We start from the raw sequence: 22862 nt of genomic DNA, 5'->3' as shown, positions 1-22862 counted from the left end.
GGAACTCGGACACGTCGGAGCCAAGCAGATCGCGGCGCTCGCCGGCCTTGCCCCCTTCAACGTCGACAGCGGCGCCTTCCGTGGCAAACGCAAGATCGCCGGCGGTCGAAAGCGCGTTCGCGACGCTCTCTACATGGCTGCTCTCAACGCGGTTCGACGGGCCGATCCGTTCAAGGCCTTCTATGAAAGATTGCGACAGGTCGGCAAACCGGCCAAGCTCGCCCTCATTGCCGTTGCCAGGAAGCTGCTAACGGTCCTTAACGCTATGATGCGCGACAGGAAACCGTACCTGAAGGCCGGCCCCCAATAACAGTTGCCGGCTCTGCGCGCGCTTGAGGCGCGCTTGTCCGGGACGACAGTGGAGATTGGGGCGCGCCCCGGACGACAGCGGCGCCGCCTTACTCCGCCAGCGTAAATTGCAGCAGCAAGGTTCGCTGCAGCATCGAGAAATTGTCGTCGGAGATCAGCGTCAGCACGGTCTCGCCGTCGGCCGTGACGTGGGCGTCGATGCCTTCCATGTTGTCGATCTCGTGGCCGAGATCGGCGGCGAACAGCGCGGGGCCGTCGACCAGCGCGCCCGGAGCGATCGACTTCAGCGGGATCGAGCGGATGCGGATGTTGACGCCGGTGAACCAGGAGAATTTGCGTTCGAGGATCAGAAGCTCGCCGGAGGGCAGCAGCACGGCATCGCTGATGTCGTATTTCTCGGTGCGGCGCACGCTGAACTGGCCGGGCGTGGGACCACCGATCAGGAAGGCGACGAGGTTGCCGTCGGCATCCAGCCCGCGCTCGGAGAAGGCGATCAGGGTGCCCGCGAGCGGCATGTTCTGGTCTTTGCCCTTGTCCTTTTCTTTGGGCACGACGACCAGCGCCTCCAGCCCCTTGTTGGAGGGCAGCTTGTGGATCCCCGCCGGCACCGGCATCACCTCGCCGCGCGCGCGCGTGCCGCCCTTGGAAAAATCGTAGCGCAGGATCTGGTTGACGCGCTCGAGCCCGACATAGACGAAATTGCCGTCGCGCGCGATCGATTCCGAATCCCACCACAGGCGCTTTTCCGTGATCGGCCGCCCCTCGGCGCCGAGCAGCGGCGCGGCCTCGACGTCGTCGAGGCCGGTCATCTTGCCACTGGCGTAGCGGATGCGACCGGTGAACCAGCCGCCCTGGTCGGAAACCGCGAGGAAGCCCTCGCCCTTGGCATCGAGCCGGATGCCGGACAATCCGCCGAAGCCGCGATAGCGCGAGGTCAGCACCAGGCCGCTGCGATATTCCAGCGAGCCGAAGCGCGTGCGCGTGCGGTCGCGCGGCTCGAAATTTGGAATGGCGCGCGCGTTGACCTCGACGCTGACAAGCTCGACGACGGCGTTCTCGACCTGAAGCGCGCGCGGCGGCGGCTCGGCCGCGGCTTGCGCCAGCGCGAAGCGAGAGACTGCGAGAGTGGAGAATCCCGCCGCTGCAAAGCCGATAAAGCTGCGGCGGGATCGATGCGTGCTCACGAATGCAATTTGCGTCGCGGGCGACCGGCCGGCTGGGTTGGTGCGGTGTTGGTCTCGCTGAAGAGCTCTGCGAGCTTCTCGGTGATGGCGCCGCCGAGCTCTTCGGCATCCACGATCGTCACCGCGCGGCGGTAGTAGCGCGTCACGTCGTGACCGATGCCGATCGCGATCAGCTCGACCGGCGAGCGGGTCTCGATCTCCTCGATGATGTGGCGCAGGTGCCGCTCGAGATAATTGCCGGGATTGACCGACAGCGTGGAATCGTCGACCGGCGCACCGTCCGAGATCATCATCAGGATCTTGCGCTGCTCGGGCCGGCCGAGCAGGCGCTTGTGCGCCCAGTCCAGCGCCTCACCGTCGATGTTCTCCTTGAGGAGCCCCTCGCGCATCATCAGGCCGAGATTCTTCCGCGCACGACGCCACGGGGCATCCGCCGACTTGTAGATGATGTGGCGGAGATCGTTGAGGCGGCCGGGATTGGCCGGCTTGCCGGCGGCAAGCCACGCCTCGCGGGACTGGCCACCCTTCCAGGCGCGCGTGGTAAATCCCAAAATCTCGACCTTGACGCCGCAACGCTCCAGCGTGCGCGCGAGAATGTCGGCGCAGGTCGCGGCGACCGTGATGGGCCGTCCGCGCATCGAGCCGGAATTGTCGAGCAGCAGCGTCACCACGGTGTCGCGGAACGTCGCTTCCTTCTCGTGCATGAAGGACAGCGGGTGATAGGGATCGGTGACGACGCGCGACAGGCGCGCGGGGTCCAGAATGCCCTCTTCGAGATCGAACTCCCAGGCGCGGTTCTGCTGCGCCATCAGGCGGCGCTGCAGGCGATTGGCGAGGCGGGCGACGATGCCTTGCAGATGCGCGAGCTGCTTGTCGAGATAGGCGCGCAGGCGCTCCAGCTCGTCATGGTCGCAGAGGTCTTCGGCGGCGATGATCTCGTCGAATTTCGGCGCGAAGGCGTGATATTCCGGCCCGCGCGGCTCGTTCTTGCCGTGCGAGTTCGGACGCGTCGCCTCGCCCGGCGTCTCGTCGTCGCCGAGCTCGCCGTCGTCGAACGTGTCGGAGGTCGAGGCCTGCGCGCTTTCCATCGCGCTCTCGCTCATCTCTTCCGACGAGGCCTGCGCCTGGTCGGCGCTCATCTCCTGCGCGGCGTCGGAATCGGGCGAGCCCTCGGCGCCGGACTGGTCGTTATCGCCGTCCTGGTTCTCGTCGTTCTCGTCATTGTCTTCGCTGTCGGCGTTGCGCTCGTCGCCGATATCGAGCGCCGTCAGGAGATCGTGCACGGCGTCGCCGAACCGGGTCTGGTCCTCGACCAGGGTGTCGAGCCGGTCGAGCCGCTTGCCGATCTTGTCTTCGAGAATGGGACGCCAGAGATCGACCATCTTCTTCGCGGCGGTCGGCGGCGCCATGCCGGTCAGGCGCTCACGCACCAGCATAGCCAGCGCATCCGCCAGCGGCGCGTCGGCACGGTCGGTGATCTCGTCGAACTTGCCGCGATGAAAATGGTCGTCGAGCATCGCGGTGAGGTTTTTCGCAACGCCCGCCATGCGGCGCGCGCCGATCGCCTCCACCCTCGCCTGCTCCACCGCCTCGAACACGCCGCGCGCCTGCGGATTGCCGGGCATCAGCTTGCGATGCAGTTTTGCGTCGTGACAGGCGATCTTGAGCGCGATGGAATCGGCGTGACCGCGCACGATGGCGGCATCACGCTTGGTCATTTTTCGCGCGGGCTCGGGCAGCCGCGCCTTGCCCGGCGCCAGCCCCGGCCGCTCGGCCGCGAAGGAGACGTCGAGCTCCGGCGTCTTGGCGATCGCCTTGAGGCAGGACGCCACCGAGCGTTTGAACGGCTCGGTCGGGGCTTCCTTGGTGTTACGGAATTTGGAGTTGGAGGTGGTGCTCATCTCGATCTCACCGTCGTCCCCGCGAAAGCGGGACCCATAGCCACCGGCGGTAGTCAGTCAGGGAAACTATCAGCGCGCTTCAATCGAGACATCACGCGGTATGGGTCCCGGCGTTCGCCGGGACGACACACCGAGAGAGATCAGGACAGTGCCACGTTGACCGCCGATTCCGGCAGCTCCGCGTTGAAGCAGCGCTGGTAGAACTCGGCGACCAGCGGGCGCTCGAGCTCATCGCACTTGTTGAGGAAGGTGACGCGGAAGGCAAAGCCGATATCGCCGAAGATGTCGGCGTTTTCAGCCCAGGTGATCACCGTGCGCGGGCTCATCACCGTCGACAGATCGCCATTGGCGAAAGCGTTACGGGTGAGATCGGCGAGGCGCACCATCTTGTTGACGATGTCGCGGCCTTCCTGCGTGCGATAGTGCTTGGCCTTGGCCAGCACGATCTCCACTTCCTCGTCATGGCTGAGATAGTTCAGCGTGGTGACGATCGACCAGCGGTCCATCTGGCCCTGGTTGATCTGCTGAGTGCCGTGATAGAGGCCCGAGGTATCGCCGAGGCCGACCGTATTGGCGGTCGAGAACATGCGGAAAGCCGGATGCGGCTTGATCACCTTGTTCTGGTCCAGCAGCGTCAGGCGGCCGGAAACTTCCAGCACGCGCTGGATCACGAACATCACGTCCGGGCGACCAGCATCGTATTCGTCGAACACCAGCGCGACGTTGTTCTGGAGCGCCCAGGGCAAAATGCCGTCGCGGAATTCGGTGACCTGCTTGCCGTCGCGGACCACGATGGAATCCTTGCCGACGAGGTCGATACGGCTGATGTGGCTGTCGAGGTTGACGCGCACGCAGGGCCAGTTCAGACGCGCGGCGACCTGCTCGATATGGGTGGATTTGCCGGTGCCGTGATAGCCGGTCACCATCACGCGGCGGTTGCGGGCGAAGCCGGCGAGAATGGCGAGCGTGGTGGCGCGGTCGAAGCGGTAATCGGAATCGACTTCGGGCACGTGAGGATCGACTTCGGAATAGGCGGGGACTTCGAGATCGCTGTCGATCCCGAATACCTGCCGCACCGACACCTTCATGTCGGGCAGACCGGAAACTTCCTCAACTTTGGACAGAGCGGCGGTCGTCATCAATCCTCCGAGGTCCCGGGCGGTCCCGAAACCGGTTATTCGCACGTTGGCTGCGGCTGGGTGCTGAAACTCAACCTATCAGAGACAGGTGGCCGGCAGAAGCCCGCCCACAAATCAAAGTTCCATTGTCTTTTCATTTAGATAGGCAAGGAACGCAGTTTTTGGAGGGCTGCCTTGCGAATCACGCCCAAATTCGGGCGCGTCACGCCCGTTCCGTGCGAGTGGCACTTTGGCCGTATGCGGTTACTTATGTAGGGTCCAAAGCTCCGAGCTCCAGCCCCTCAAGAGACAACGTGACGTCCTTCCTCGATCCCCTCATCTCGTTCGTCTCGGCCCATCCGTGGCTGGCCTATCTGACCCTGTTCCTGGCAGCCTTGCTCGAAGCGGTCCCGGTGGTGGGATCGGTGATCCCCGGCTCGACCATCATCCTGGCGCTCAGCGCCCTGGTTCCGGGCGGAGAGCTGAAGCTGCATTGGGTGCTGCTCGCGGCGGCGGTCGGCGCCGTGCTCGGTGACGGCTCGGCCTATTGGATCGGGCACCGACAGCAGCGCGAGATCCTCAACACCTGGCCGCTGACCAATTATCCGCGCGTGGTCGCCGAGAGCGAAAGCTTCTTCCACCGCTTCGGCACCTGGGCGGTGTTCTTCGCCCGCTTCGTGCCGCCAATCCGCGCCTTCGTGCCGGTCACAGCGGGCGCGCTCGGCATGGCGCCGGCAAAATTCTACGCCGTGAACATCCCGGCGATCCTGGTCTGGGCGCCCGCCCATGTGCTGCCGGGCGTGCTGGCGGTATCGGCCCTGCACGAATATGCCGGGCTGCATCACCACGCGCATCTCTTTAAGCACATGTGGATTTTGACCGTGGTCGGCGTAGCGATCGTGGTCGGCGTGGCGGTGTGGATTTATCGCCGGCGGAACGCCGGCGGCGTCGCGGAAGCGAAGCCGCGAGCTTAGAGGCGGCGACGCTATTTGCTCTTCTGCGCGTTGAGTAGCACCCATAGCCGCGCGATCTTACCGCCTTCAATTTCGGCCACGTCCGCCCCAGTCACCGCGACCGGCCCGTCCTCGGGCCCTGCGTGCCAAGCCAGATGCGCCAGGCCATGATGCCCGACAGCGACGCCGTCGGGGATAAAACGGAACGTCGGCCCGAACTGCTTCAAAAGGTTTGCGGCAACGCGCGAAATTTCTGCCCGTCCCTGAACGATATCCGTCGGCTCGTACATGACGGGCTCCTCAACGAACAGTTCGGCGATGGCGGTTCGACGTTTGTCGTCGTCCCGCTCGTTGAAGACGCGCTCCAGATTTGAGCGCAGCAGATGGTCGAAATCGATATTGTCGGTCGTCATCTCGCGGCCTTTCGTAATCTCATCTTGTTGGGGCGGCGTCGCGGAAACAAAGCCGCGGACACAGGGGCAATCAGACCAGACGCGCACCGCCATCGACATGCAGCGTCTCGCCGTTCATGAATTCGTTGCTCATCAGGAAGACCACGGCATTCCCGGCTTCCTGCGCAGTGCCAATACGGTGCAGCGGAAGCTTTTCTTTCAGCGCCGCCACGTAGGCATCACGGCCCTCGCCAAGCGTACGTGCGAGGAGCGGGGTGTCGATCGTCCCAGGCGACAAGGTATTCACGCGGCGTGGTGCCAGCTCCAGGGCAAGGCCACGGGCGAAGGCCTCCATCGCAGCGGAGGCGGCCGCGAGCACGGACGTGCCATATGCGTTGGGTCGATCGGCCAAGGCTCCGGAAATGAACGTGACGGACCCGTCGGCGCCGAGCCGGTCCCCAAGGCTTCGCAACACATGCACGGCCGCCCAAATTCGCTCATCGAAGGCGCGGCGCAGGTAGGCGACATCTGCCTCCAACACTTTGCCTGCAACGAAGCTGCCCGCAAGCAGAACGAGATGGTCGACTTGCGGGATGTCGGCAAGGGCTGCGGCAACGGTCTCAGGCTTGGTCACGTCGGCAGCCCGCCAGCCGGCGAATCCGTTCTCCGCGGCAACTCGCTCGGCTCCGACGGGGTCGTAACCAATAACGATAACCTTGGCGCCCGCCGCTTTGGCCTGCTGCGCGGCAGCCAGGCCGATGCCGGATGTGCCGCCGAAGATGACGACGTTGCGATCTTGGAGGGTCTGAGGAGCAGAGTCGGTCACCGGAGTCGGTCCTTTCAAGAGCGGGCGCGCAACGCGCCGCCGATGAATGGAAACCTAGGCCAATGAGTTTTACTTGAAAATTGAGCCAATCTTCGGTTTTGTTATTCCATCATGGCACAAATCGCCCTCGATCGACTGACCGGCCTCATCGCGTTTGCCCGCTCCGGCTCCCTTGGCAGCTATTCAGCCGCCGCTCGTGCACTTGGTGTCTCGCCATCTGCGATCAGCAAGAGCGTGCAACGGCTGGAGCAGCACCTCGGCCTGCGCCTGTTCAGCCGTACGACGCGCTCGCTCACTCTGACGCCAGAGGGGCGGGACCTGCACGAGCGGACGCTGCGGCTTTTGCGCGAGGCGGACGCGATCGAGCAAGCGGCGGCGGCGGCGCGTTCCGAACCTGCGGGCACGCTGAGGATCGCCGCGCCGCTACCTATCGGCGTGAATATTCTCTCGCCGGCCCTGCCACGCTTTCGACAGCACTATCCGAAGCTCATGATCGAGTTGCGGATCGGCGACCGCTACGTTGATCTGATCGAAGAGGGCATCGATGTCGCGATCCGCGTCGGCGATCTCGCGGACTCCCGGCTGATCTCGCGTCAGCTCGCCCCGCACCGCATCTGCGCTTTCGCTTCCCCCGACTATCTGGCCCGGCGCGGCACGCCAATCCATCCCGACGAACTGGTCAACCATAACTGTGTGAACTTTCGCTTCCAGAGTTCGGGCCAGACATTTCGCTGGCCCTTCCTCATCGGCGACCGCCTGGTCGAGATCATGCCCGATGCGGCCATCATCACCGATGTTAGCGAGGCTGTGGCCACCGTCGTTGCGGCGGGCGGTGGCATCGGTGTTACCCCCACTTTCGTCGCTGCTCCTTATGTCAGACGCAACGAACTCGTACCCGTCCTGCAAGATTTCGTCGTCCCTAGAACCAACATCACCGCGTTATGGCCGGAAAGCCGTCGAGGCAATCCAAACGTGAAGGCCTTCGTCGCGTTCCTGGGTGAGGTTTTTCCGCCGGATCCGCCGTGGGACGACGTATTTGCCAAGGCCCCAAGGTCGGGGGCCCCGAGAGGGCCGAAGCCTTGAGGTTCGCTACGGCATGAACTCACGAATCGACTGTGCGTTCTTGCCACGAGGAGGCCTTGCCGGAGGCCGGCGCGGACCTCCGCTCCGAAGCGGCACAACAAACATCACAAGTGGGGTCTCGCGGACTTATGGGTGCCCCCCTTAGCCCTTCAGCGGCGCAGCCCCCACCCGCCTCCCCGGCGCAGGTCCCACATACCGCGCCCTTGGCCTGATCAGCTTCCCGAACTGCAATTGCTCGCTGGCGTGCGCGATCCAGCCGACGCTGCGGGCCATGGCGAACAGAGCGAGCTCGCTGCCGGCGGGCAGGCGCAGCGCGTGCACGAGCACCGCGAGCGCATAGTCGATATTGACGAATTCGCCGGTCGCTTCCGCGATCCGCTCCGGCACCTCGCGCGTGAATTTTCGCGGCGCGCCGGCGCGGGAGAGCGCATTCAGCAGCGATTGCGCGCGGGGATCGCCGCGCTTGTAGACGCCATGGCCAAAGCCGGCAAAACGTTCGCCGAGCGCGACGCGCTCACGCACCATCGGGGCGACGTCGCGATCGATCAGGGTCTTGACGAGCTGCGAGGCCAGCACGCTCGCGCCGCCATGTTTGGGTCCCTTCAATGCGGCGAGACCGGCGATCACGGCATCGTAGAGATTGAGGCCGGTCGAGGCCGCGCAGCGTGCGGTGAAGGTCGAAGCATTCAACTCATGATCGGCGAGCAGCACCAGCGCGCGGCGGATCAGATCGGGCGCGTGCTTGTTGTCCGCCGCCCAGGCTTTTGCGATCTGCTGATGCAGCGGCTCGGCCGAGGGTTCGGCATTGAGCATGGTCGCGACCAGCAGCCGGACGATCCGTCCGCCGACCATGGCGCGGCCGTCGGGCGCGCGGGTGAACGCACGAGGATCGACGCTCGCGGCCAGCGCGAGCACGGCGATGGCGCGGTCGATCGGCGCGGCCCGGCGTGCGGCTTGCCCGATCGTGCGCATCTCTTCGGAGAGCGCGGGCTGATTGTCCGGAGCGAACGGGTCGACGTCGAAGACGTCCCAGAGCAGCGTCGCGGTGTGCTCCAGCGTGTCGTTCTCGGCGAGATCGACGCAATTGACGCCGCGATAGATCGCGCCCTCCTCGGTGATGGTCGAGATCTCGGTGTCCATCACCGGCAGATCGGCGTCGAAGCTGCGCAGGCCGCGCGGCTCCGGCGATGGCACCCGGCGCTCCTTCAGCGCGCGGACGTCCTCGGCACGGTAGCGGTTCTTGCGCGAATCCGGCGTCGGCTCGGAGCGGATCAGGCCGCGGCTGACATAGGCGTAGAGCGTGGCCGGCGAGATCGCGAGTTCGGCGGCGGCTTCCCGGGCGGAGAGGTAGAGCCCCTCGGAATTTTTCATATTGATTTATGTAATCAAGATTGATCAATCTGTCGAGAGGCCCGAATTTTCCTTGGTGCAACGCAAAGGGAGATTTGGGCCATGAACATCCACCTCACCAAAAGCCAGATCGGGCTGGACGGCGTTCCCGCGGCCGAGACGGTGCTGAGCCATGTCGACGGCGAGCGCGGCGAACTGATCATCGCCGGCGAGCATGTCGGCCGCCTCGCCGCTGTCTCGAGCTATGAAGGCGTCACCGCCCGGCTCTGGAACGGCGCCAGCAAGACCACCCTCACCGAGGCCAATGTGCGGGCGAGCCTGGGTGCGGCGCGCGAGCGCGCCTTCGCGCGGCTGCCGGACCTGCTGCCGGCAACGCGCGGCATGGGCGTCGTCGACGGATTTCGCGCGGCGGTCGCGGGGCTGCGCGCGGAGAACGGGCTGGAGCACGAGGCAACGATCGTCGGCGCATTTCCGGTGATCGCAGGCGCGCTGGTCCGGCGCGCCAAGGGGCTCGAGCCGGTCACGCCGGATCCCAATGTCAGCCATGCTGCCGATACGCTTCGGATGTTGCACGGGCGCGCGCCTGAAACACGCGAAGTCACCGCGCTCGATGCCTATCTCGTCACCGCCAGCGACCACGGCATGAATGCCTCGACCTTCACCGCGCGCGTGGTGGCTTCGACGCAAGCCGATCTGTTTGCCGCAGTGACCGCGGGCTATTGCGCGCTCACGGGCCCGCTGCATGGCGGCGCGCCTGAGCCGGTGCTGGAAATGTTGGACGCGATCGGCTCGCGCGAACGCATCCAGCCCTGGGTGGATGCGGCGCTGGCCCGCGGCGAACGGATGATGGGCTTTGGCCACCGCGTCTACCGCGTGCGCGATCCGCGCGCCGATGTGCTCAAGACTGCAGTCGAGGCGCTGGCGTCCAACGGCACCGATTTGCCCTTCGCCGGCGAGGTCGAGGCCTACATCCGCGCCGCCCTGCGCAAGAAGAATCCGGAGCGGCCGCTGGAAACCAATGTCGAGTTCTTCACCGCCATCCTGCTCGATGCGCTCGCGATCCCGAGGCAGGCGTTCACGCCGATCTTCGCAGTCGCGCGCGCCGCAGGCTGGACCGCGCATGCCCGCGAGCAGCAGCGGACCGGGCGGTTGATCCGGCCGAGTTCGTCGTATGTGGGGGCGATGCCGGAGGAATGATGAAGTAGCCCGGATGGAGCAAAGCGCAATCCGGGAAAGCCGTCGTTGTGTGAGAAGGCCCCGGATTACGCTAACGCTCCATCCGGGCTACGGGGCGGCGCCCCGCACTCCGCTGTCGTCCCTGCGAAAGCAGGGACCCATACCGCGTGATTTATCGGTGAAAGACAGGTGTGAGTACCGCGGGAAGACTATTTCACTACGAGTCTTCGCCAAACTGCTCCCTGGGATTATGGGTCCCGGATCTGCGCTGCGCTTGTCCGGGACGACACGGAGGGATTGGCGCCGAGGCGCCCTCGCACCTACACAGCGCGCGCGAGGCCCCTACACCTCGCGCACCACCGTCTTCAGATAATTATACGCCTTGATGATCTCGATCAGGCGGTCTTCCGTCGAGCGGTCGCCGCCGTTGGCGTCGGGGTGGTGCTGCTTGACCAGCGCCTTGTACTTGGTCTTGACGTCGGCGAGCGTGGAATCGGGGCCAAGGCCCATGACCTGGAGCGCCTTGCGCTCGGCGTTCATGACCTTGCGCGTCTCGGCCTTGGGCTGAGCGTCCGGGCCCTTCCGCCAGCCGGCGCGGCCGTTGATCTCACTGAACATGCTGAACGGATCGGCCGCCATGTCGATCTCGGCTTCCGCACCCTTCTTGCCGCCATTGGCGCCCATCTTCCAGGTCGGGCGGTGGCCGGTCAGCGCATCCTTCTGATAGCGCGCGACGGCATCGGCATTCATGCCGGAGAAGAAATTGTAGTTCTGGTTGTACTCGCGCACATGGTTCAGGCAGAAGTGCCAGTACTCGCGCTGGTTCTCACGGCCTTTCGGCGCGCGATGCGCGCCCTTGTTCTGGCATCCGGCCCATTCGCAACCGACCGCGGTGTCGCGCGGCTTCACTTCCGGCTGCTTGCCCCGCGGCTTCACGCGGATGGAGTCGAAGAACTTTGATGAATCGATCGGCATGGCTGACTTTGACTACGCAATGCAAAAACCTTCAAGTCTTGACATTGCAATTAGCTGCTAACCCCGGCAATTGACGGGGCTTGATGACGCGCTTTAATGGCACTCATGGTTATGAAAGACACTATCAGCAACAAGTTGCAGGAAGCTTTCACGCCCGAAAGCCTCGAGGTCGTCGACGAGTCACATCTGCATGAAGGCCACGCCGGCCATCGGCCCGGCGGTGAGACGCACTTCCGTGTGTATATCGTGTCTCAAGCCTTCAAAGGGAAGAGCCGGGTCGAGCGCCACCGCATGATAAATTCGGCGCTGGCCGCGGAACTCTCCGGCAGCGTGCACGCGCTGGCGATCCAGGCGAAGGCGCCGGGGGAAGGCTGACTTCGCTTACCCTCCAGGGGAGGGTAAGAAAATCAGAACGACGTCCCGGCCCTTCGCGGCTTGACCTCTTCCAGCTCGGACTCGCGCGCTACCGGTGAAATACGGAGCGCGGTGATACGGTTGCGTTCGCGGCGGAGGACGCGGAAGCGGAAGCCGTGGAAGGTGAAGCTCTGGCCGCGGTCGGGAATCGAGCGCGCCTCGTGAATGACGAGGCCCGCCACCGTCGTTGCCTCTTCGTCGGGCAGACGCCAGTCCAGCGCACGGTTGAGATCGCGGATCGGCACCGAGCCGTCGACCACGACGGAGCCGTCGGGCTGGCGCCTTACGCCGGCGACCACCACGTCGTGCTCGTCGGAGATGTCGCCGACGATCTCCTCCAAAATGTCTTCCAGCGTCACGAGGCCTTCAACCTCGCCATACTCGTCGACGACGAGCGCGAAATGGGTCTTGCGGCGACGGAACGCCTTGAGCTGCTGGGATATTGGCCGCATTTCCGGCACGAACCAGGGCGGCAGCATGATGGTGGTGACGTCGATGCGCGAAGTATCACCTTCCGAGACGCGGATGGCCCGCAACAGATCCTTGGCGTGCAGGATGCCGATGATGTTCTCCGACTTGTCGCGCCACAGCGGAATGCGGGTGTATTCGGTGGCCAGCACCTCCCGCACCAGCTCTTCCGGCGGCAGGTCGGCATTGATCATCACCATGGCGGTGCGGTGAACCATCACGTCGGACACGGTGAGCTCGCCGAGGCGGAAGACGTTGTGAATGTATTCGGCCTCGCCGCTCTCGATCTTGCCGTGCACCGCGGATTCCTCGACCAAGCCCTCGATCTCGGAATCCGTCAGGATCTCGTGCTGCGAAAACTCCTGGACGCCGATCAGACGCAGGATCGCGCCCGACGCCGTGTTGAGACACCAGCTCAGCGGATAGAACACAAGGTAGGAGGCATGAAGCGGATAGGCGATCCACTGCGACACCGGCATCGGCTCCCTGATCGCCAGCGTCTTCGGCACCTGCTCGCCGATGATGATGTGCAGGGAGGAGAAAACCAGGAACCCCGCCACGAACGAGGTGAAGTGCAGCGTGGCCTCCGATAGTCCGAGCGGCTGGAGGATCGGGCTCAGCAGCGCAGACACGGTCGGCTCGCCGATCCAGCCAAGACCGAGCGAGGCCATGGTGATGCCGAGCTGGCAGCAGGCGAGATAGGATTCGATGTTCCCCATCATGGTCTGCAACAGGCGCGCGCCGAAGCGGTTCTGCTCCACCATGGCCTTGACGCGGAAGCCGCGGCTCTTCACGAGCGCAAACTCGGCTGCCACGTAAAACGCGTTGGCGGCGAGCAGGAGGACCGCAAGCAGCAGATTGATCGAGATCGAGCTCATGTTTGCCTCGCGACCGCCTTGATCATCCGCGCCTCATTGCGGGCGGCCGATCCAGACGATCCCGCCATCACTGCGATAATTTCGACTTCAGGAAGTCCCGCACCGGGGCCGGCTCGACATCCTTCGCGATCACCGCGCGCCCGACGGCCTCCAGCAGGATGAAGGTGAGCTTGCCGCGCGTGACCTTCTTGTCCTGCGCCATCAGGGCCATCAGCGCATCGGCATCGGCAAGCCCCTCCTGCGCAAAACCCGCGATGTCCTGCAGGCGCGTCGGCAGGCCGGCTTCGATCAGATGCCGCTCGACGCGCGCCGCGTCCTGCTCGCCGATCATGCCGAGCTTGGCCGAGAACTGCGCCGCCAGCGTCATGCCGATGGCAACGCCTTCACCGTGGAACAGGCGGTCGGAGAAGCCGGTCGCAGCTTCCAGCGCGTGGCCGAAGGTATGGCCGAGATTGAGCAGAGCGCGCTCGCCGGTCTCGCGCTCATCGCGCGAGACGACGCCGGCCTTGGCGCGGCAGGAGGTCGCGATCGCATGCTCGCGCGCCGAGCCGCCCTTGAAGATGTCGGAATGGTTCTTCTCCAGCCAGGTGAAGAAGGCCTCGTCGCCGAGCACGCCGTATTTGGCGACCTCGGCATAGCCGGCGCGGAACTGCCGCGGCGACAGCGTGTCGAGCACGGCGGTGTCGGCGACGACGAGCACCGGCTGGTGGAACGCGCCAAGCAAATTCTTGCCCTGCGGCGAGTTGATGCCGGTCTTGCCGCCGACGCTGGAATCGACCTGCGCCAGCAGCGAGGTCGGCACCTGCACGAAATCGACACCGCGGCGCAAGATCGCCGCGGCAAAGCCGGCGAGATCGCCGACCACGCCGCCGCCGAGCGCGATGACGAGGTCGTTGCGCTCGATCTTGGCGGCGATCAGGGCTTCGCTGACCTTTTCGAGGCCGGCATAGGTCTTGGAGATCTCGCCTTCCGCGACGACGACGCGCGAGGTCGGGATGCCGCTGGCGGCAAGCGAAGCCTCGGCGGGCTCGAGCCAGTGCTTGGCCACGGTGCGATCCGTCACGATCGCGGTGCGCACGCCGGGACGCAAGGCGGCGATCCGTTCGCCGAGCGAGGACAGCACGCCGCGGCCGATGACAATGTCATAGGCGCGATTCCCCAGCGCGACGTCGACGTTGACGGGGTCGGAATGTTTCAACGGCGCAGTCATCGTATGGCACTCGCAACGTCGGCAGGTGGTTGGGTGGCTTGCTCACCACAGAGATGCGCGCGCAGCGCCTCGATGGTCTCCTCGACGATCTTGTCGTGCGGCACGTCGCGCGAGGCGATGGTGAGATCGGCATGGCTGTAGAGCGGCTCGCGCTCGGTGAGCAGGCGCGTCACGGTTCCCTCGGGGTCGGCGGTCTGGAGCAGCGGGCGGTCGGCACGGCGCCGCACCCGGCGCATGATGACGTCGTGGTCCGCCTTGAGCCAGATCGAAACCGCCTTCGCGGCGATGCGCGCGCGGGTCTCCTCGCGCATGAAGGCGCCGCCGCCGGTCGCCAACACCACCGGCCCGCTGTCGAGCAGCCGCGCGATCACCCGCGCCTCTCCGTCACGGAAATACGGCTCACCGTGGCGCTCGAAGATCTCCGGGATGGTCATCTGAGCCGAGGTCTCGATCTCGGTGTCGGCGTCGACGAACGGCAGCTTGAGCCTGCTAGCCACGCGGCGGCCGATGGTGGATTTGCCCACCCCCATCATACCGACGAGCACGATCGCGCGCGCACCGAGCGCCGACAGGATGTCGGCTTCGGGCGAAGCTGGTATCGGCAACGCGGCGTCGGACATGGATATTGCTCTGGATCTCGCTTTGGATCTCGCTCGATTTGCCGCCAAAGGCGGCATGCTTTGGCCACCTATACGACCCCGCAGGGGGCCTCGCCAGTGGACTCTTGCCACGAAACGGCGAACATGTTGGATGATTTCATTGGTTAATTTGCCCGCCAAGTCCCTGACCGCCAAAGTCCCTGCAGAGACCCCAGAACGATGCCCAGCCTGTTCCGCTTCCTGACGGTCGTCGCCGTGATCGCCGGCATCGTCTATGGCGTGGTCTTCGCGCTGGCCAATTTCGTCAGCCCGAAGTCGCGGGAAATGACGGTGACGATCCCGCCGGACAAGTTTCTCAAGAAATAAACATTGGTTGCACGCGTCAGGCGCCCTGCGAACTTCGCGTCAGGGCGAGGCGCAGCAGGCGCAAGAACAGCTGCGTATCTTCGAGAAGATTTTGGCCCGCGGCCTGCGCCTCCTTGATGCCTTCCATCGCCGCCACGATGATGCCGGCGAGGTCTGTCGGTGAGGCCTTCAAAGCGTCCAAGGTGATCGCATTCCGCGCTTGCGCATCGGCCAGTGCGCCAGCAAGCAAAGCCACCAACCGGGCGCGTGCGGCCAGCGTGATGTCCTTGGCCAGCGTCATATTGGCGTCGAACAGCTCTGCCGCGTCCGCGCTGCCGGCGAACGGCACGATCAAATCGCGCTGGAACGCTGCAATCGCCAGCTCGATCCGGCTGAATACGTCGCCGTCGCCGGCGAGCGCGGCTTCGACGCTGCGCATCGTCTTGGCATGCGCCCGCTCCGACCCCGCCCGAAACAATTCCTCCTTGCTGCCAAAGCTCAAATAGAGCGCCGCGCGCGAGATGCCCGCCGCCCGCGCGATGTCGGCCATCGACGTCTTGCGGAAGCCGTGGCGGACGAACACCGGCAATGCCGCCTCGAGAATTGCTCCGGCCTTGTGATCGCTGTCTTTCATCGAGACATATTGACAGTTTTGGTCCAATTCGTCAAAAGACGATTAGACAACTGTAGTCTAATTGTCTAATTTGACTTGACCGGAGTTCAAGAGCTTGAAAAAACAACTGGATTCTCAACTTCCTCAACCGACCGCCACGGTCCTGGTGACTGGCATCGGCGGATTTCTCGGCGGCCATGTCGCCAGCCAGCTGCTGGCGAGCGGCTATCGCGTGCGCGGGACCGTCCGCAGTCTGCACGCCCGGGACCGGATCCCGAGCCAGATTTGCGCGACCGCGCCTGCCGCCGCCGGTGCGCTCAGTTTTGCCCAGACGGATCTTTGCTCCGACGACGGATGGGACGACGCGCTGAAGGGCTGTCGCTATGTCATTCATACGGCCTCGCCATTTCCGGCGGGATTGCCTGACAACGCAGACGAGCTGATCCAGACCGCGCGCGACGGTGCGCTACGCGTGGTGCGCGCGGCCCATGACGCCGGCGTTGCACGCGTGGTGCTGACATCCTCGATTGCCGCCACCAATCACGGCGGAGGCCGGCCTCCCTACACCGAGAACGATTGGACTGATCCGACCAGCGCGCGGGCGACGCCCTACTACAAATCGAAAACCCTGGCCGAGCAGGCCGCGTGGAGCTTTGCGCGGAACAGCGGGCTCGATCTGTGCGTGATCAATCCCGGCATGATCTTCGGACCGCTGCTCGGCCCGCAATACGGCACGTCCGTCGGACTGATCCAGCAAATGATGAGCGGCAAGTTGAAGCGTGTGCCGCGCTTTGGCTTTGCGGTCGTCGACGTGCGCGACGTGGCCGACGCCCATATCCGCGCGATGACCTGTCCTGACGCCGCTGGAGAGCGCTTCATCGTCTGCGGAGGTTTTTTCTGGTTGAGGGACTTGGCCGCGGTGCTGGCGAAATCGTTCCCGGCTTATGCGGCCCTGTTGCCGCGCGGGGACGTGCCGAACTGGATGGTGAGGGCGCTGGTCCCGTTCAGCGGGCGCTCGCGCATGATCGTGCACGAACTCGACCGCGATCTCAGCGTCAGCGCCGCCAAGGCGCATCGCGTGCTGAACTGGCAACCACGGCCTGACGAGGATTGCATCCGGGCCAGCGCCCAAAGCCTGATCGACCATCGCTTGATCGCCACGCCGTAGGACGGCTGGACCCCTCGCCCACTCTTGCAGAACTGGAGAACCACCAATGACGACGCACGCGACCGACACGGACTCACCGCAAGCCGAGTACATCCGCAACACCGAACGGGCCCGGCTGCGCGCGCTGGTCGAGGGAGACATTGCGCAGGCGGAGCCGCTTCACGCACCGGAGTTTCAGTTGATAACGCCCATCGGCATGCCGCTCTCCAAGGGCGAATATCTGGGTGCGATCCAAGGCGGGCAGATCCAGTACCTGATGTGGGAACCCGGCACGATCGCAGTCCGCCAGCAGGACGATCACGCCGTGATCCGATATCGCGCCAGGCTGGAGATCGTTTTTGCTGGCCACCGCGTTGCCCCTGCAGACTATTGGCACACCGACACTTACGAGCACCGCGAGGGGCGTTGGATGGTGGTCTGGTCGCAGGCGACGGCGATCAGCGAAATGGCCTAGAATTTCGAAGAGAGCGTTCGGGCCCGCTCCACATTGCTGGTGAGTTTCTCAAGAAATTGGAGATAGCCTCCTGGGCATGCCTACCCAGCCCTCAGATGCCAAGCTCACCGGCCTGTTCCTCGACATGCTCGCGGCGGAACAGGGCGCCGGGTCCAATACGCTCGACGCCTATCGCCGCGACCTCACCGATTTCTCGGAATTCCTGGGCCGCGCCGGCCATAATTTTGCGGACGCCGAGACGCAAAATTTGCGCGATTATCTCGCCGATCTCGATGCCCGCGGCTTCAAATCCACCAGCGTCGCTCGGCGGCTGTCGGCGATGCGGCATCTCTATCGTTTTCTCCTCAACGAGCGCATCCGAGCTGAGGATCCCGCCGCGATCCTGTCCGGCCCCAAGCGCGGCCGCGGCCTGCCGAAGGTGCTGTCGATCTCGGACGTCGACCGCATGCTCCGCCGCGCCAAGGAATTGAGCGAGGCGGAGGATGCTTCGCCCGCGAAGCGGCTGCGCGCTTTGCGGCTGTATAGCCTGCTCGAGGTGCTCTACGCCACGGGTCTGCGCGTCTCCGAGCTGGTGGCGCTGCCGCGCTCGGCGGCCAAGCGCGACGCCCGCATGATCGTGGTGCGCGGCAAGGGCAACAAGGAACGCCTGGTGCCGCTCAACGAGGCCTCGCGCCAGGCGATGGCGGATTATCTCGCGGCGACGGAGGCTGCGAAGGGCGACAAGAAGAACAGCCTCGCCGCTTCCAAGTGGCTGTTCCCCTCGTTCGGCGAGAGCGGACATCTGACGCGCCAGCACTTTGCCCGCGACCTCAAGGAGCTCGCGGTCGCCTCGGGCCTGCAGGCGCGGCTGGTCTCCCCGCACGTGCTGCGCCATGCCTTTGCCAGCCACCTCCTGCACAATGGTGCCGATTTGCGCATCGTGCAGACCCTGCTCGGCCACACCGACATCTCGACCACGCAGATTTACACCCATGTGGTGGAGGAGCGGCTGAAGAGCCTGGTGCGCGACCTGCACCCGCTGGCGGAGAAGTAACTGTCGTCCCTGCCTAGGGCGCACTTGCGCCCGGGCGCAGGGACCCATACCGCGTGATCTATCCGCGAGGGGTGGTGCGAGTACCTCGGGAAGGCCGCTTCACTGCCAGCCTCCGCCAAACTTCTCCCTGTGGTTATGGGTCCCCGCGTTCGCGGGGACGACAGCAGGGACCGAAACCGCCTTGACTTCGGCCACTTCTCCGCAGAAAGAGCCGGGGCCTTCGCATGATTTGACGGGCCCGCTCGCAACACACAGGTCAACTCATTGAAGAGGTTACACTTCTTTCCGCCGGTCTAAATCCGCTTCGCCGCCTCGCCCCGTCCTCCCTATATTGAGTTGATGCAAGACCAGATGCGCAGCTATCTCGACTTCGAAAAGCCCGTCGCCGAGCTCGACTCCAAGGTCGACGAGCTCCGGACGCTGGCGGCCTCCGGCACCGACATCTCCGATGAGATCGGGCGGATCGAGGACAAGGCGGCGCAGGCGCTGGCCGACCTCTATCAGAACCTGACGCCGTGGCAGAAGACGCTGGTCGCGCGACATCCGCAGCGGCCGCATTTCAACGACTTCATCAAGGGCCTGATCACCGAATTCACCCCGCTCGCCGGCGACCGCAAGTTCGGCGAGGACGAGGCTTTGGTCGCCGGCTTCGGCCGTTTCCGCGGCGAGGCGATCTGCGTGATGGGCCAGGAAAAGGGCGATTCCACCGAGAGCCGCATCAAGCACAATTTCGGCATGGCGCGCCCCGAAGGCTATCGCAAATGCGTGCGGCTGATGGAGATGGCCGAGCGGTTCGGCCTGCCGGTGCTGTCGCTCGCCGATTCCGCCGGCGCCTATCCCGGCATCGGCGCCGAGGAGCGCGGCCAGGCCGAAGCGATCGCGCGCTCGACCGATGCCTGCATGGCGCTGACGGTGCCGAACGTCGCCATCATCACCGGCGAGGGCATGTCGGGCGGCGCCATTGCGATTACCACCGCCAACAAGGTGCTGATGCTGGAGCACGCGATCTACAGCGTGATCTCGCCGGAAGCGGCGTCCTCGATCCTCTGGCGCGACGGCACCAAGGCCCAGGAAGCCGCCAACAACATGAAGATCACCGCCCAGGACATGCTCCGCTTCGGGGTGATCGACAGCATCCTGAAGGAGCCGGTCGGCGGCGCCCACCGCGACCCCGCCGCCATGATCGCCACCACCGGCGATGCCATCGCCAAGGCCTTCGACGAGCTCCGCGGCCTGGACGGGGATGCCATCCGCAAGCAGCGGCGGCAGAAATTCCTCGATATCGGACGGAAACTGGGCTGATTCGCTGCGATTCCGGTGCCGTAGGGTGGGCAAAGCGAAGCGTGCCCACCACTGCCAACTATTAGGACCGCCTCGTGGGCACGGCGCTTCGCGCCTTGCCCCCCCTACGAGACCTCTCGAGCACCCCCCGGTAACCGCCCGTTAACCCTTTTTTTGCCCAAATCAGCGATCTGAGTCCCAGTCGGGCCGAAAAGCCCAAGTTCCGTCCCAACTCGCGTCCATTCAGTCTTCGTTGACCATGCCGATGGGCCAACGGGCTCGTGATCCCCGCTCGGGTTGCGACCACATGACCCAGAGGTTAGAATTTTAATCAATGGCTTCAGGGCATAAGCGCTGGGGCGTGAGCTGAAAAAGCCCGTCACGACGGGTCCGGTTCTCCGGTCGGATCATGCTCCATCAGAATTGGGGTTCGCGCTCTCTGCCCGGCACGGTGTGGGGTCCATCTTGATTTCTCGTTCGCTTGCTCGCGCGCTTTTGGCTTCGGTCGCGCTGATGACGGCCAGCATCCTGCTGGCCGGCTGCGATACCGACCAGGTCTCGCTCGCGACCAATGCCAAGGCCAACCAGCCGGTGCCGCCGAAGCTTCTCGCCGCGATGGTCGAGAAGGACATGGACCTGCAATCGCCGATCCTGGTCCGCCTGTTCAAGCAGGAGGCCGAGCTCGAGGTCTGGAAGCAGGCCCGCAACGGCCAGTTCGCGCTGCTCAAGACCTATCCGATCTGCCGCTGGTCCGGCGACCTCGGACCGAAGGTGCGCGAAGGCGACCGCCAGGCGCCGGAGGGATTCTACTCGATCAATCCGAGCCAGATGAATCCGCAATCGGCCTATTACCTCTCGTTCAACACCGGCTATCCGAACGCGTTCGACAAGGCGCTGGGCCGCACCGGCTCGCAGCTGATGGTGCATGGCGACTGTTCTTCGCGCGGCTGCTACGCAATGACCGACGAGCAGATCGCGGAGATCTATTCGCTCGGCCGCGAATCCTTCTTCGGCGGCCAGAAGGCGTTCCAGCTGCAGGCCTATCCGTTCAAGATGACGCCGGTGAACATGGCCAAGCACCGGAACAATCCGAACATGCCGTTCTGGAAGATGATCAAGGAAGGCTATGATCATTTCGAGGTGACGCGGCAGGAGCCGAAGGTCGATTTCTGCGAGAAGAAGTACGTCTTCGACGCGGCGAAGCCCGCGGACGCAAAGCGCGATCCGGTGTTCGACGCCTCGGCAAAGTGCCCGGCCTATGTGATCCCCGAGGACGTCGTCGCCGCCGTGCGGGGCAAGCAAGCCAAGGACGAGGCGGAATACGCCAAGCTGGTCGCCAAGGGCACGCCGGTGGCGCGCATGAACACCGGCATCGACGGCGGCATGAACAAGATCTTTGCCGCAAAAATTCCGGAAGGCTCGACCGGCCTGTCCGAAGGTGCCGAAGGCACCACGCTGCAGATGCTGGCGATGGCCAAGGCGCCGGGCACGATCCCCGGCCACGTCAATCCGCCCAAGCCGAACCTCGACAGCGCGGCGTCCGCGCCTGCGCCGCAGGAAGAGCCGGTGGTCGCCGTCAGCGCACCCGCGAGCAGCACGCGCGTCGCCACGGCCGCGCCGACGAACGAGAAATCCGGCGGCTTCTTCTCCAACCTCGGCCGCAAGATGGGCATGGGCTCATCCGACACCACGGCCACCACCCCGCCGCCGCAAGCCACGGCATCCGTGGCCCCGGCCACCACGACCACGACGCCGCCGACCGCAGCGTCGCGGCTCAAGGCCGCCGTGACCCGCTTCGTGCCGGGGCATGACAAATCCAAGGATGCGGCGAAGGAAGCGCCGAAGCCGGCTGCGACCGTGGCGACCAGGCCCGCCGAACCGGCAAAGCAGCCCGACACCCGCCTCGCCGCAACGCGCCCGGCGCTGAAGCCGTCGGTGACGGATGGTGCGAGTGAAGCGACGCAGATCATGGGCGCCGCGCCGGTGGTGTCGTCGAACTCGTTCGACAGCCGCTTTGGGGCGATGAAGTAAGCGGCGGCCGGAGCCGCGCTTTCCTCGATATAGCCGAGCTGACACCGTCATTATCCGCGGAGGCGGAGGATGCTCGCTGCTGCGCTCCCAGTGCCAACCTTGCGCCCGATTGATCCCCTGATACGCTTCGGGTTCGAGAGGCAGAAGCTTGGACCCCGAGCAGATCGAAGGCATTGCAGGAACGCCTTGGACGGAGACTGAAATCTCCGCCGTGGTCGACAGCTATTTCCGAATGCTGGCCTCCGAAAAGGCGGGTATCGCCTACAGCAAGGCAGACAATTGGCGGCGTCTCATGACGACCGTCCGTCGATCCAAAGGATCAATCGAACGCAAGCTCCAGAACATCTCTGCAGTTCTGGACGTATTGGGCGCGCAGTGGATCAACGGTTACAAGCCACTGGCGCACTATCAGGATGCGCTAGTGCCGGCTGTCGAACGCAATATTCGGCGCGAGCCAAACTTTCTATATCCGGCGAGTACAGATACGCAACCGCTAGCACTGAACGACGACACGATCTTCGTTGCTCCCCCACAGTTCACCGATTTGGATAAAGTGCTGCCGCCTGCGATCCGCCAACTTGTCGGAAAGTTTGATCCTGCGGAGAGAGATGCCAGAAATCGCGACTTGGGGAAGGCCGGAGAGAAGTTTGTCGTAGAATTCGAGCGCATTCGCCTCCGACAAGCTGGACGTGAAGATCTCGCCGACGACGTTCGGTGGGTTTCCGATCTGGACGGAGACGGCTACGGGTACGATGTCCGTTCCTTTGAACCCGATGGGCAAGAGCGGCTACTGGAGATCAAGACGACGTGCGGGCACGAACGCACGCCATTTTGGCTCACCAAACGCGAAGTCGACGTTGCTGCGGAGAGAAGAGACAGATATCGAGTCCGGCGCGTCTTTCACTTTCGGAACCACGCGCAGATGTTCGAAATCGCTCCACCGCTTGAGGATGCGCTCTTCATGACGCCAACCACATACTCTGCGGAACCAAGATAATCTTTCCCAAGCTCCACCCTTCGGATAACAATAATTCTCTTTACCCGAACCGCGACACACCCTATACTCCCTCGCCATCTCATCCCTCCGGAAGGGGCGGGTCG

At 64.5% G+C, this 22862-nt stretch carries 23 protein-coding genes; 12 read left to right on the top strand and 11 right to left on the bottom strand.

What is annotated here, in order from left to right; genetic code table 11:
* On the top strand, positions 1-310 hold a 310-nt coding region (locus tag GA0061098_RS35890; RefSeq protein ID WP_129591018.1), incomplete at its 5' end, for a transposase.
* Positions 311-398: 88 nt separating this feature from the next.
* On the opposite strand, the gene GA0061098_RS35885 is transcribed toward GA0061098_RS35890, so the two are convergent.
* From GA0061098_RS35885 to cobS, 3 genes are all read right to left on the bottom strand, one after another.
* A complete protein-coding gene (locus GA0061098_RS35885) occupies positions 399-1493 on the bottom strand; it encodes an esterase-like activity of phytase family protein (RefSeq protein ID WP_091966106.1) in 1095 nt (364 codons plus the stop codon).
* Positions 1490-3394, bottom strand: coding sequence for a cobaltochelatase subunit CobT (gene cobT, locus GA0061098_RS35880; RefSeq protein WP_091966105.1), 1905 nt, complete (start codon positions 3392-3394; stop codon positions 1490-1492). Before cobT ends, GA0061098_RS35885 begins: the two co-directional genes overlap by 4 nt.
* Positions 3395-3534: 140 nt before the next feature.
* Positions 3535-4533, bottom strand: coding sequence for a cobaltochelatase subunit CobS (cobS, locus tag GA0061098_RS35875; protein WP_091966104.1), 999 nt, complete (start codon positions 4531-4533; stop codon positions 3535-3537).
* Between the two features lie 293 nt (positions 4534-4826).
* Here cobS and GA0061098_RS35870 point away from each other — a divergent pair, with 293 nt between their 5' ends.
* The gene (locus GA0061098_RS35870) at positions 4827-5486 is read left to right on the top strand and encodes a DedA family protein (RefSeq protein ID WP_091966103.1); all 660 of its coding nucleotides are present in this window, start codon (positions 4827-4829) and stop codon (positions 5484-5486) included.
* 11 nt (positions 5487-5497) lie between these two features.
* Here GA0061098_RS35870 and GA0061098_RS35865 read toward each other — a convergent pair whose 3' ends face one another.
* Together GA0061098_RS35865 and GA0061098_RS35860 are read right to left on the bottom strand one after the other, a co-directional pair.
* A complete protein-coding gene (locus tag GA0061098_RS35865; protein WP_245323800.1) occupies positions 5498-5977 on the bottom strand; it encodes a nuclear transport factor 2 family protein in 480 nt (159 codons plus the stop codon).
* Positions 5949-6683: an SDR family oxidoreductase gene (locus GA0061098_RS35860; RefSeq protein WP_091966113.1), complete on the bottom strand. Its 735-nt coding sequence runs from the start codon at positions 6681-6683 to the stop codon at positions 5949-5951. The genes GA0061098_RS35865 and GA0061098_RS35860 overlap by 29 nt, the downstream gene beginning before the upstream one ends.
* Before the next feature lie 111 nt (positions 6684-6794).
* On the opposite strand from GA0061098_RS35860, the gene GA0061098_RS35855 reads away from it, so the two are divergent.
* A complete protein-coding gene (locus GA0061098_RS35855; RefSeq protein WP_091966102.1) occupies positions 6795-7766 on the top strand; it encodes a LysR family transcriptional regulator in 972 nt (323 codons plus the stop codon).
* 141 nt (positions 7767-7907) lie between these two features.
* Here the strand turns inward: GA0061098_RS35855 and GA0061098_RS35850 are convergent, their stop codons facing one another.
* Positions 7908-9137 (bottom strand): citrate/2-methylcitrate synthase, encoded by a 1230-nt coding sequence (locus GA0061098_RS35850; RefSeq protein WP_091966101.1) that lies wholly within the window; start codon positions 9135-9137, stop codon positions 7908-7910.
* Positions 9138-9218: 81 nt separating this feature from the next.
* Between GA0061098_RS35850 and GA0061098_RS35845 the strand changes: the two genes are divergently transcribed.
* Positions 9219-10313, top strand: coding sequence for a citrate synthase/methylcitrate synthase (locus GA0061098_RS35845; protein ID WP_091966100.1), 1095 nt, complete (start codon positions 9219-9221; stop codon positions 10311-10313).
* A 321-nt stretch (positions 10314-10634) separates the two neighbouring features.
* Here the strand turns inward: GA0061098_RS35845 and GA0061098_RS35840 are convergent, their stop codons facing one another.
* Positions 10635-11267 carry a J domain-containing protein gene (locus GA0061098_RS35840; RefSeq protein ID WP_091966099.1) on the bottom strand — a complete coding sequence of 211 codons (633 nt, stop codon included), beginning with the start codon at positions 11265-11267 and terminating at the stop codon, positions 10635-10637.
* Between the two features lie 105 nt (positions 11268-11372).
* Between GA0061098_RS35840 and GA0061098_RS35835 the strand changes: the two genes are divergently transcribed.
* Entirely contained in the window at positions 11373-11642 is a 270-nt protein-coding gene (locus tag GA0061098_RS35835; RefSeq protein ID WP_091966112.1) for a BolA family protein, read from the top strand.
* A 32-nt stretch (positions 11643-11674) separates the two neighbouring features.
* Here the strand turns inward: GA0061098_RS35835 and GA0061098_RS35830 are convergent, their stop codons facing one another.
* The 3 genes from GA0061098_RS35830 to GA0061098_RS35820 all read right to left on the bottom strand — a co-directional run bounded on the left by GA0061098_RS35830 (position 11675) and on the right by GA0061098_RS35820 (position 14857).
* Positions 11675-13027 carry a hemolysin family protein gene (locus GA0061098_RS35830; RefSeq protein WP_091966098.1) on the bottom strand — a complete coding sequence of 451 codons (1353 nt, stop codon included), beginning with the start codon at positions 13025-13027 and terminating at the stop codon, positions 11675-11677.
* 67 nt (positions 13028-13094) lie between these two features.
* The gene (gene aroB / locus GA0061098_RS35825; protein WP_091966097.1) at positions 13095-14237 is read right to left on the bottom strand and encodes a 3-dehydroquinate synthase; all 1143 of its coding nucleotides are present in this window, start codon (positions 14235-14237) and stop codon (positions 13095-13097) included.
* Positions 14234-14857 carry a shikimate kinase gene (locus GA0061098_RS35820; RefSeq protein ID WP_165637816.1) on the bottom strand — a complete coding sequence of 208 codons (624 nt, stop codon included), beginning with the start codon at positions 14855-14857 and terminating at the stop codon, positions 14234-14236. The genes aroB and GA0061098_RS35820 overlap by 4 nt, the downstream gene beginning before the upstream one ends.
* 198 nt (positions 14858-15055) lie before the next feature.
* Here GA0061098_RS35820 and GA0061098_RS35815 point away from each other — a divergent pair, with 198 nt between their 5' ends.
* On the top strand, positions 15056-15202 hold the full coding sequence (locus GA0061098_RS35815) for a hypothetical protein (RefSeq protein ID WP_014439243.1): 147 nt from the start codon (positions 15056-15058) through the stop codon (positions 15200-15202).
* 16 nt (positions 15203-15218) lie between these two features.
* Here GA0061098_RS35815 and GA0061098_RS35810 read toward each other — a convergent pair whose 3' ends face one another.
* A complete protein-coding gene (locus GA0061098_RS35810) occupies positions 15219-15815 on the bottom strand; it encodes a helix-turn-helix domain-containing protein (protein ID WP_091966095.1) in 597 nt (198 codons plus the stop codon).
* Between the two features lie 94 nt (positions 15816-15909).
* On the opposite strand from GA0061098_RS35810, the gene GA0061098_RS35805 reads away from it, so the two are divergent.
* The 6 genes from GA0061098_RS35805 (at position 15910) to GA0061098_RS35780 (ending at position 22758) form a co-directional block, all read left to right on the top strand.
* Positions 15910-16962 (top strand): SDR family oxidoreductase, encoded by a 1053-nt coding sequence (locus GA0061098_RS35805; protein ID WP_245323796.1) that lies wholly within the window; start codon positions 15910-15912, stop codon positions 16960-16962.
* 46 nt (positions 16963-17008) lie between these two features.
* The gene (locus GA0061098_RS35800) at positions 17009-17416 is read left to right on the top strand and encodes a nuclear transport factor 2 family protein (protein ID WP_091966094.1); all 408 of its coding nucleotides are present in this window, start codon (positions 17009-17011) and stop codon (positions 17414-17416) included.
* Positions 17417-17492: 76 nt separating this feature from the next.
* On the top strand, positions 17493-18449 hold the full coding sequence (gene xerD, locus GA0061098_RS35795; protein WP_091966093.1) for a site-specific tyrosine recombinase XerD: 957 nt from the start codon (positions 17493-17495) through the stop codon (positions 18447-18449).
* Between the two features lie 339 nt (positions 18450-18788).
* Positions 18789-19751 carry an acetyl-CoA carboxylase carboxyltransferase subunit alpha gene (locus GA0061098_RS35790; RefSeq protein ID WP_018320570.1) on the top strand — a complete coding sequence of 321 codons (963 nt, stop codon included), beginning with the start codon at positions 18789-18791 and terminating at the stop codon, positions 19749-19751.
* Between the two features lie 444 nt (positions 19752-20195).
* Positions 20196-21761, top strand: coding sequence for a L,D-transpeptidase family protein (locus GA0061098_RS35785; protein ID WP_165637815.1), 1566 nt, complete (start codon positions 20196-20198; stop codon positions 21759-21761).
* Between the two features lie 148 nt (positions 21762-21909).
* Positions 21910-22758 carry a protein NO VEIN domain-containing protein gene (locus GA0061098_RS35780; protein ID WP_091966091.1) on the top strand — a complete coding sequence of 283 codons (849 nt, stop codon included), beginning with the start codon at positions 21910-21912 and terminating at the stop codon, positions 22756-22758.
* Positions 22759-22862: the final 104 nt, after the last annotated feature.

The sequence above is a fragment of the Bradyrhizobium shewense genome, assembly GCF_900094605.1.
In the GTDB taxonomy this organism is placed as follows: Bacteria; Pseudomonadota; Alphaproteobacteria; order Rhizobiales; family Xanthobacteraceae; genus Bradyrhizobium; species Bradyrhizobium shewense.
Note: the sequence above shows the minus strand (reverse complement) of the source record. Positions and strands in the feature narration are given on the sequence as shown.

What these genes read in the sequence shown, in the direction of transcription:
- cobS (WP_091966104.1), bottom strand. Translation starts at nt 4,533, where the DNA reads ATGACGACCGCCGCTCTGTCCAAAGTTGAGGAAGTTTCCGGTCTGCCC.
- GA0061098_RS35845 (WP_091966100.1), top strand. Translation starts at nt 9,219, where the DNA reads ATGAACATCCACCTCACCAAAAGCCAGATCGGGCTGGACGGCGTTCCC.
- GA0061098_RS35835 (WP_091966112.1), top strand. Translation starts at nt 11,373, where the DNA reads ATGGTTATGAAAGACACTATCAGCAACAAGTTGCAGGAAGCTTTCACG.
- GA0061098_RS35865 (WP_245323800.1), bottom strand. Translation starts at nt 5,977, where the DNA reads ATGTCGATGGCGGTGCGCGTCTGGTCTGATTGCCCCTGTGTCCGCGGC.
- GA0061098_RS35820 (WP_165637816.1), bottom strand. Translation starts at nt 14,857, where the DNA reads ATGTCCGACGCCGCGTTGCCGATACCAGCTTCGCCCGAAGCCGACATC.
- GA0061098_RS35855 (WP_091966102.1), top strand. Translation starts at nt 6,795, where the DNA reads ATGGCACAAATCGCCCTCGATCGACTGACCGGCCTCATCGCGTTTGCC.
- aroB (WP_091966097.1), bottom strand. Translation starts at nt 14,237, where the DNA reads ATGACTGCGCCGTTGAAACATTCCGACCCCGTCAACGTCGACGTCGCG.
- GA0061098_RS35850 (WP_091966101.1), bottom strand. Translation starts at nt 9,137, where the DNA reads ATGAAAAATTCCGAGGGGCTCTACCTCTCCGCCCGGGAAGCCGCCGCC.
- GA0061098_RS35800 (WP_091966094.1), top strand. Translation starts at nt 17,009, where the DNA reads ATGACGACGCACGCGACCGACACGGACTCACCGCAAGCCGAGTACATC.
- GA0061098_RS35810 (WP_091966095.1), bottom strand. Translation starts at nt 15,815, where the DNA reads ATGAAAGACAGCGATCACAAGGCCGGAGCAATTCTCGAGGCGGCATTG.
- xerD (WP_091966093.1), top strand. Translation starts at nt 17,493, where the DNA reads ATGCCTACCCAGCCCTCAGATGCCAAGCTCACCGGCCTGTTCCTCGAC.
- GA0061098_RS35830 (WP_091966098.1), bottom strand. Translation starts at nt 13,027, where the DNA reads ATGAGCTCGATCTCGATCAATCTGCTGCTTGCGGTCCTCCTGCTCGCC.
- GA0061098_RS35840 (WP_091966099.1), bottom strand. Translation starts at nt 11,267, where the DNA reads ATGCCGATCGATTCATCAAAGTTCTTCGACTCCATCCGCGTGAAGCCG.
- GA0061098_RS35815 (WP_014439243.1), top strand. Translation starts at nt 15,056, where the DNA reads ATGCCCAGCCTGTTCCGCTTCCTGACGGTCGTCGCCGTGATCGCCGGC.
- GA0061098_RS35790 (WP_018320570.1), top strand. Translation starts at nt 18,789, where the DNA reads ATGCAAGACCAGATGCGCAGCTATCTCGACTTCGAAAAGCCCGTCGCC.
- cobT (WP_091966105.1), bottom strand. Translation starts at nt 3,394, where the DNA reads ATGAGCACCACCTCCAACTCCAAATTCCGTAACACCAAGGAAGCCCCG.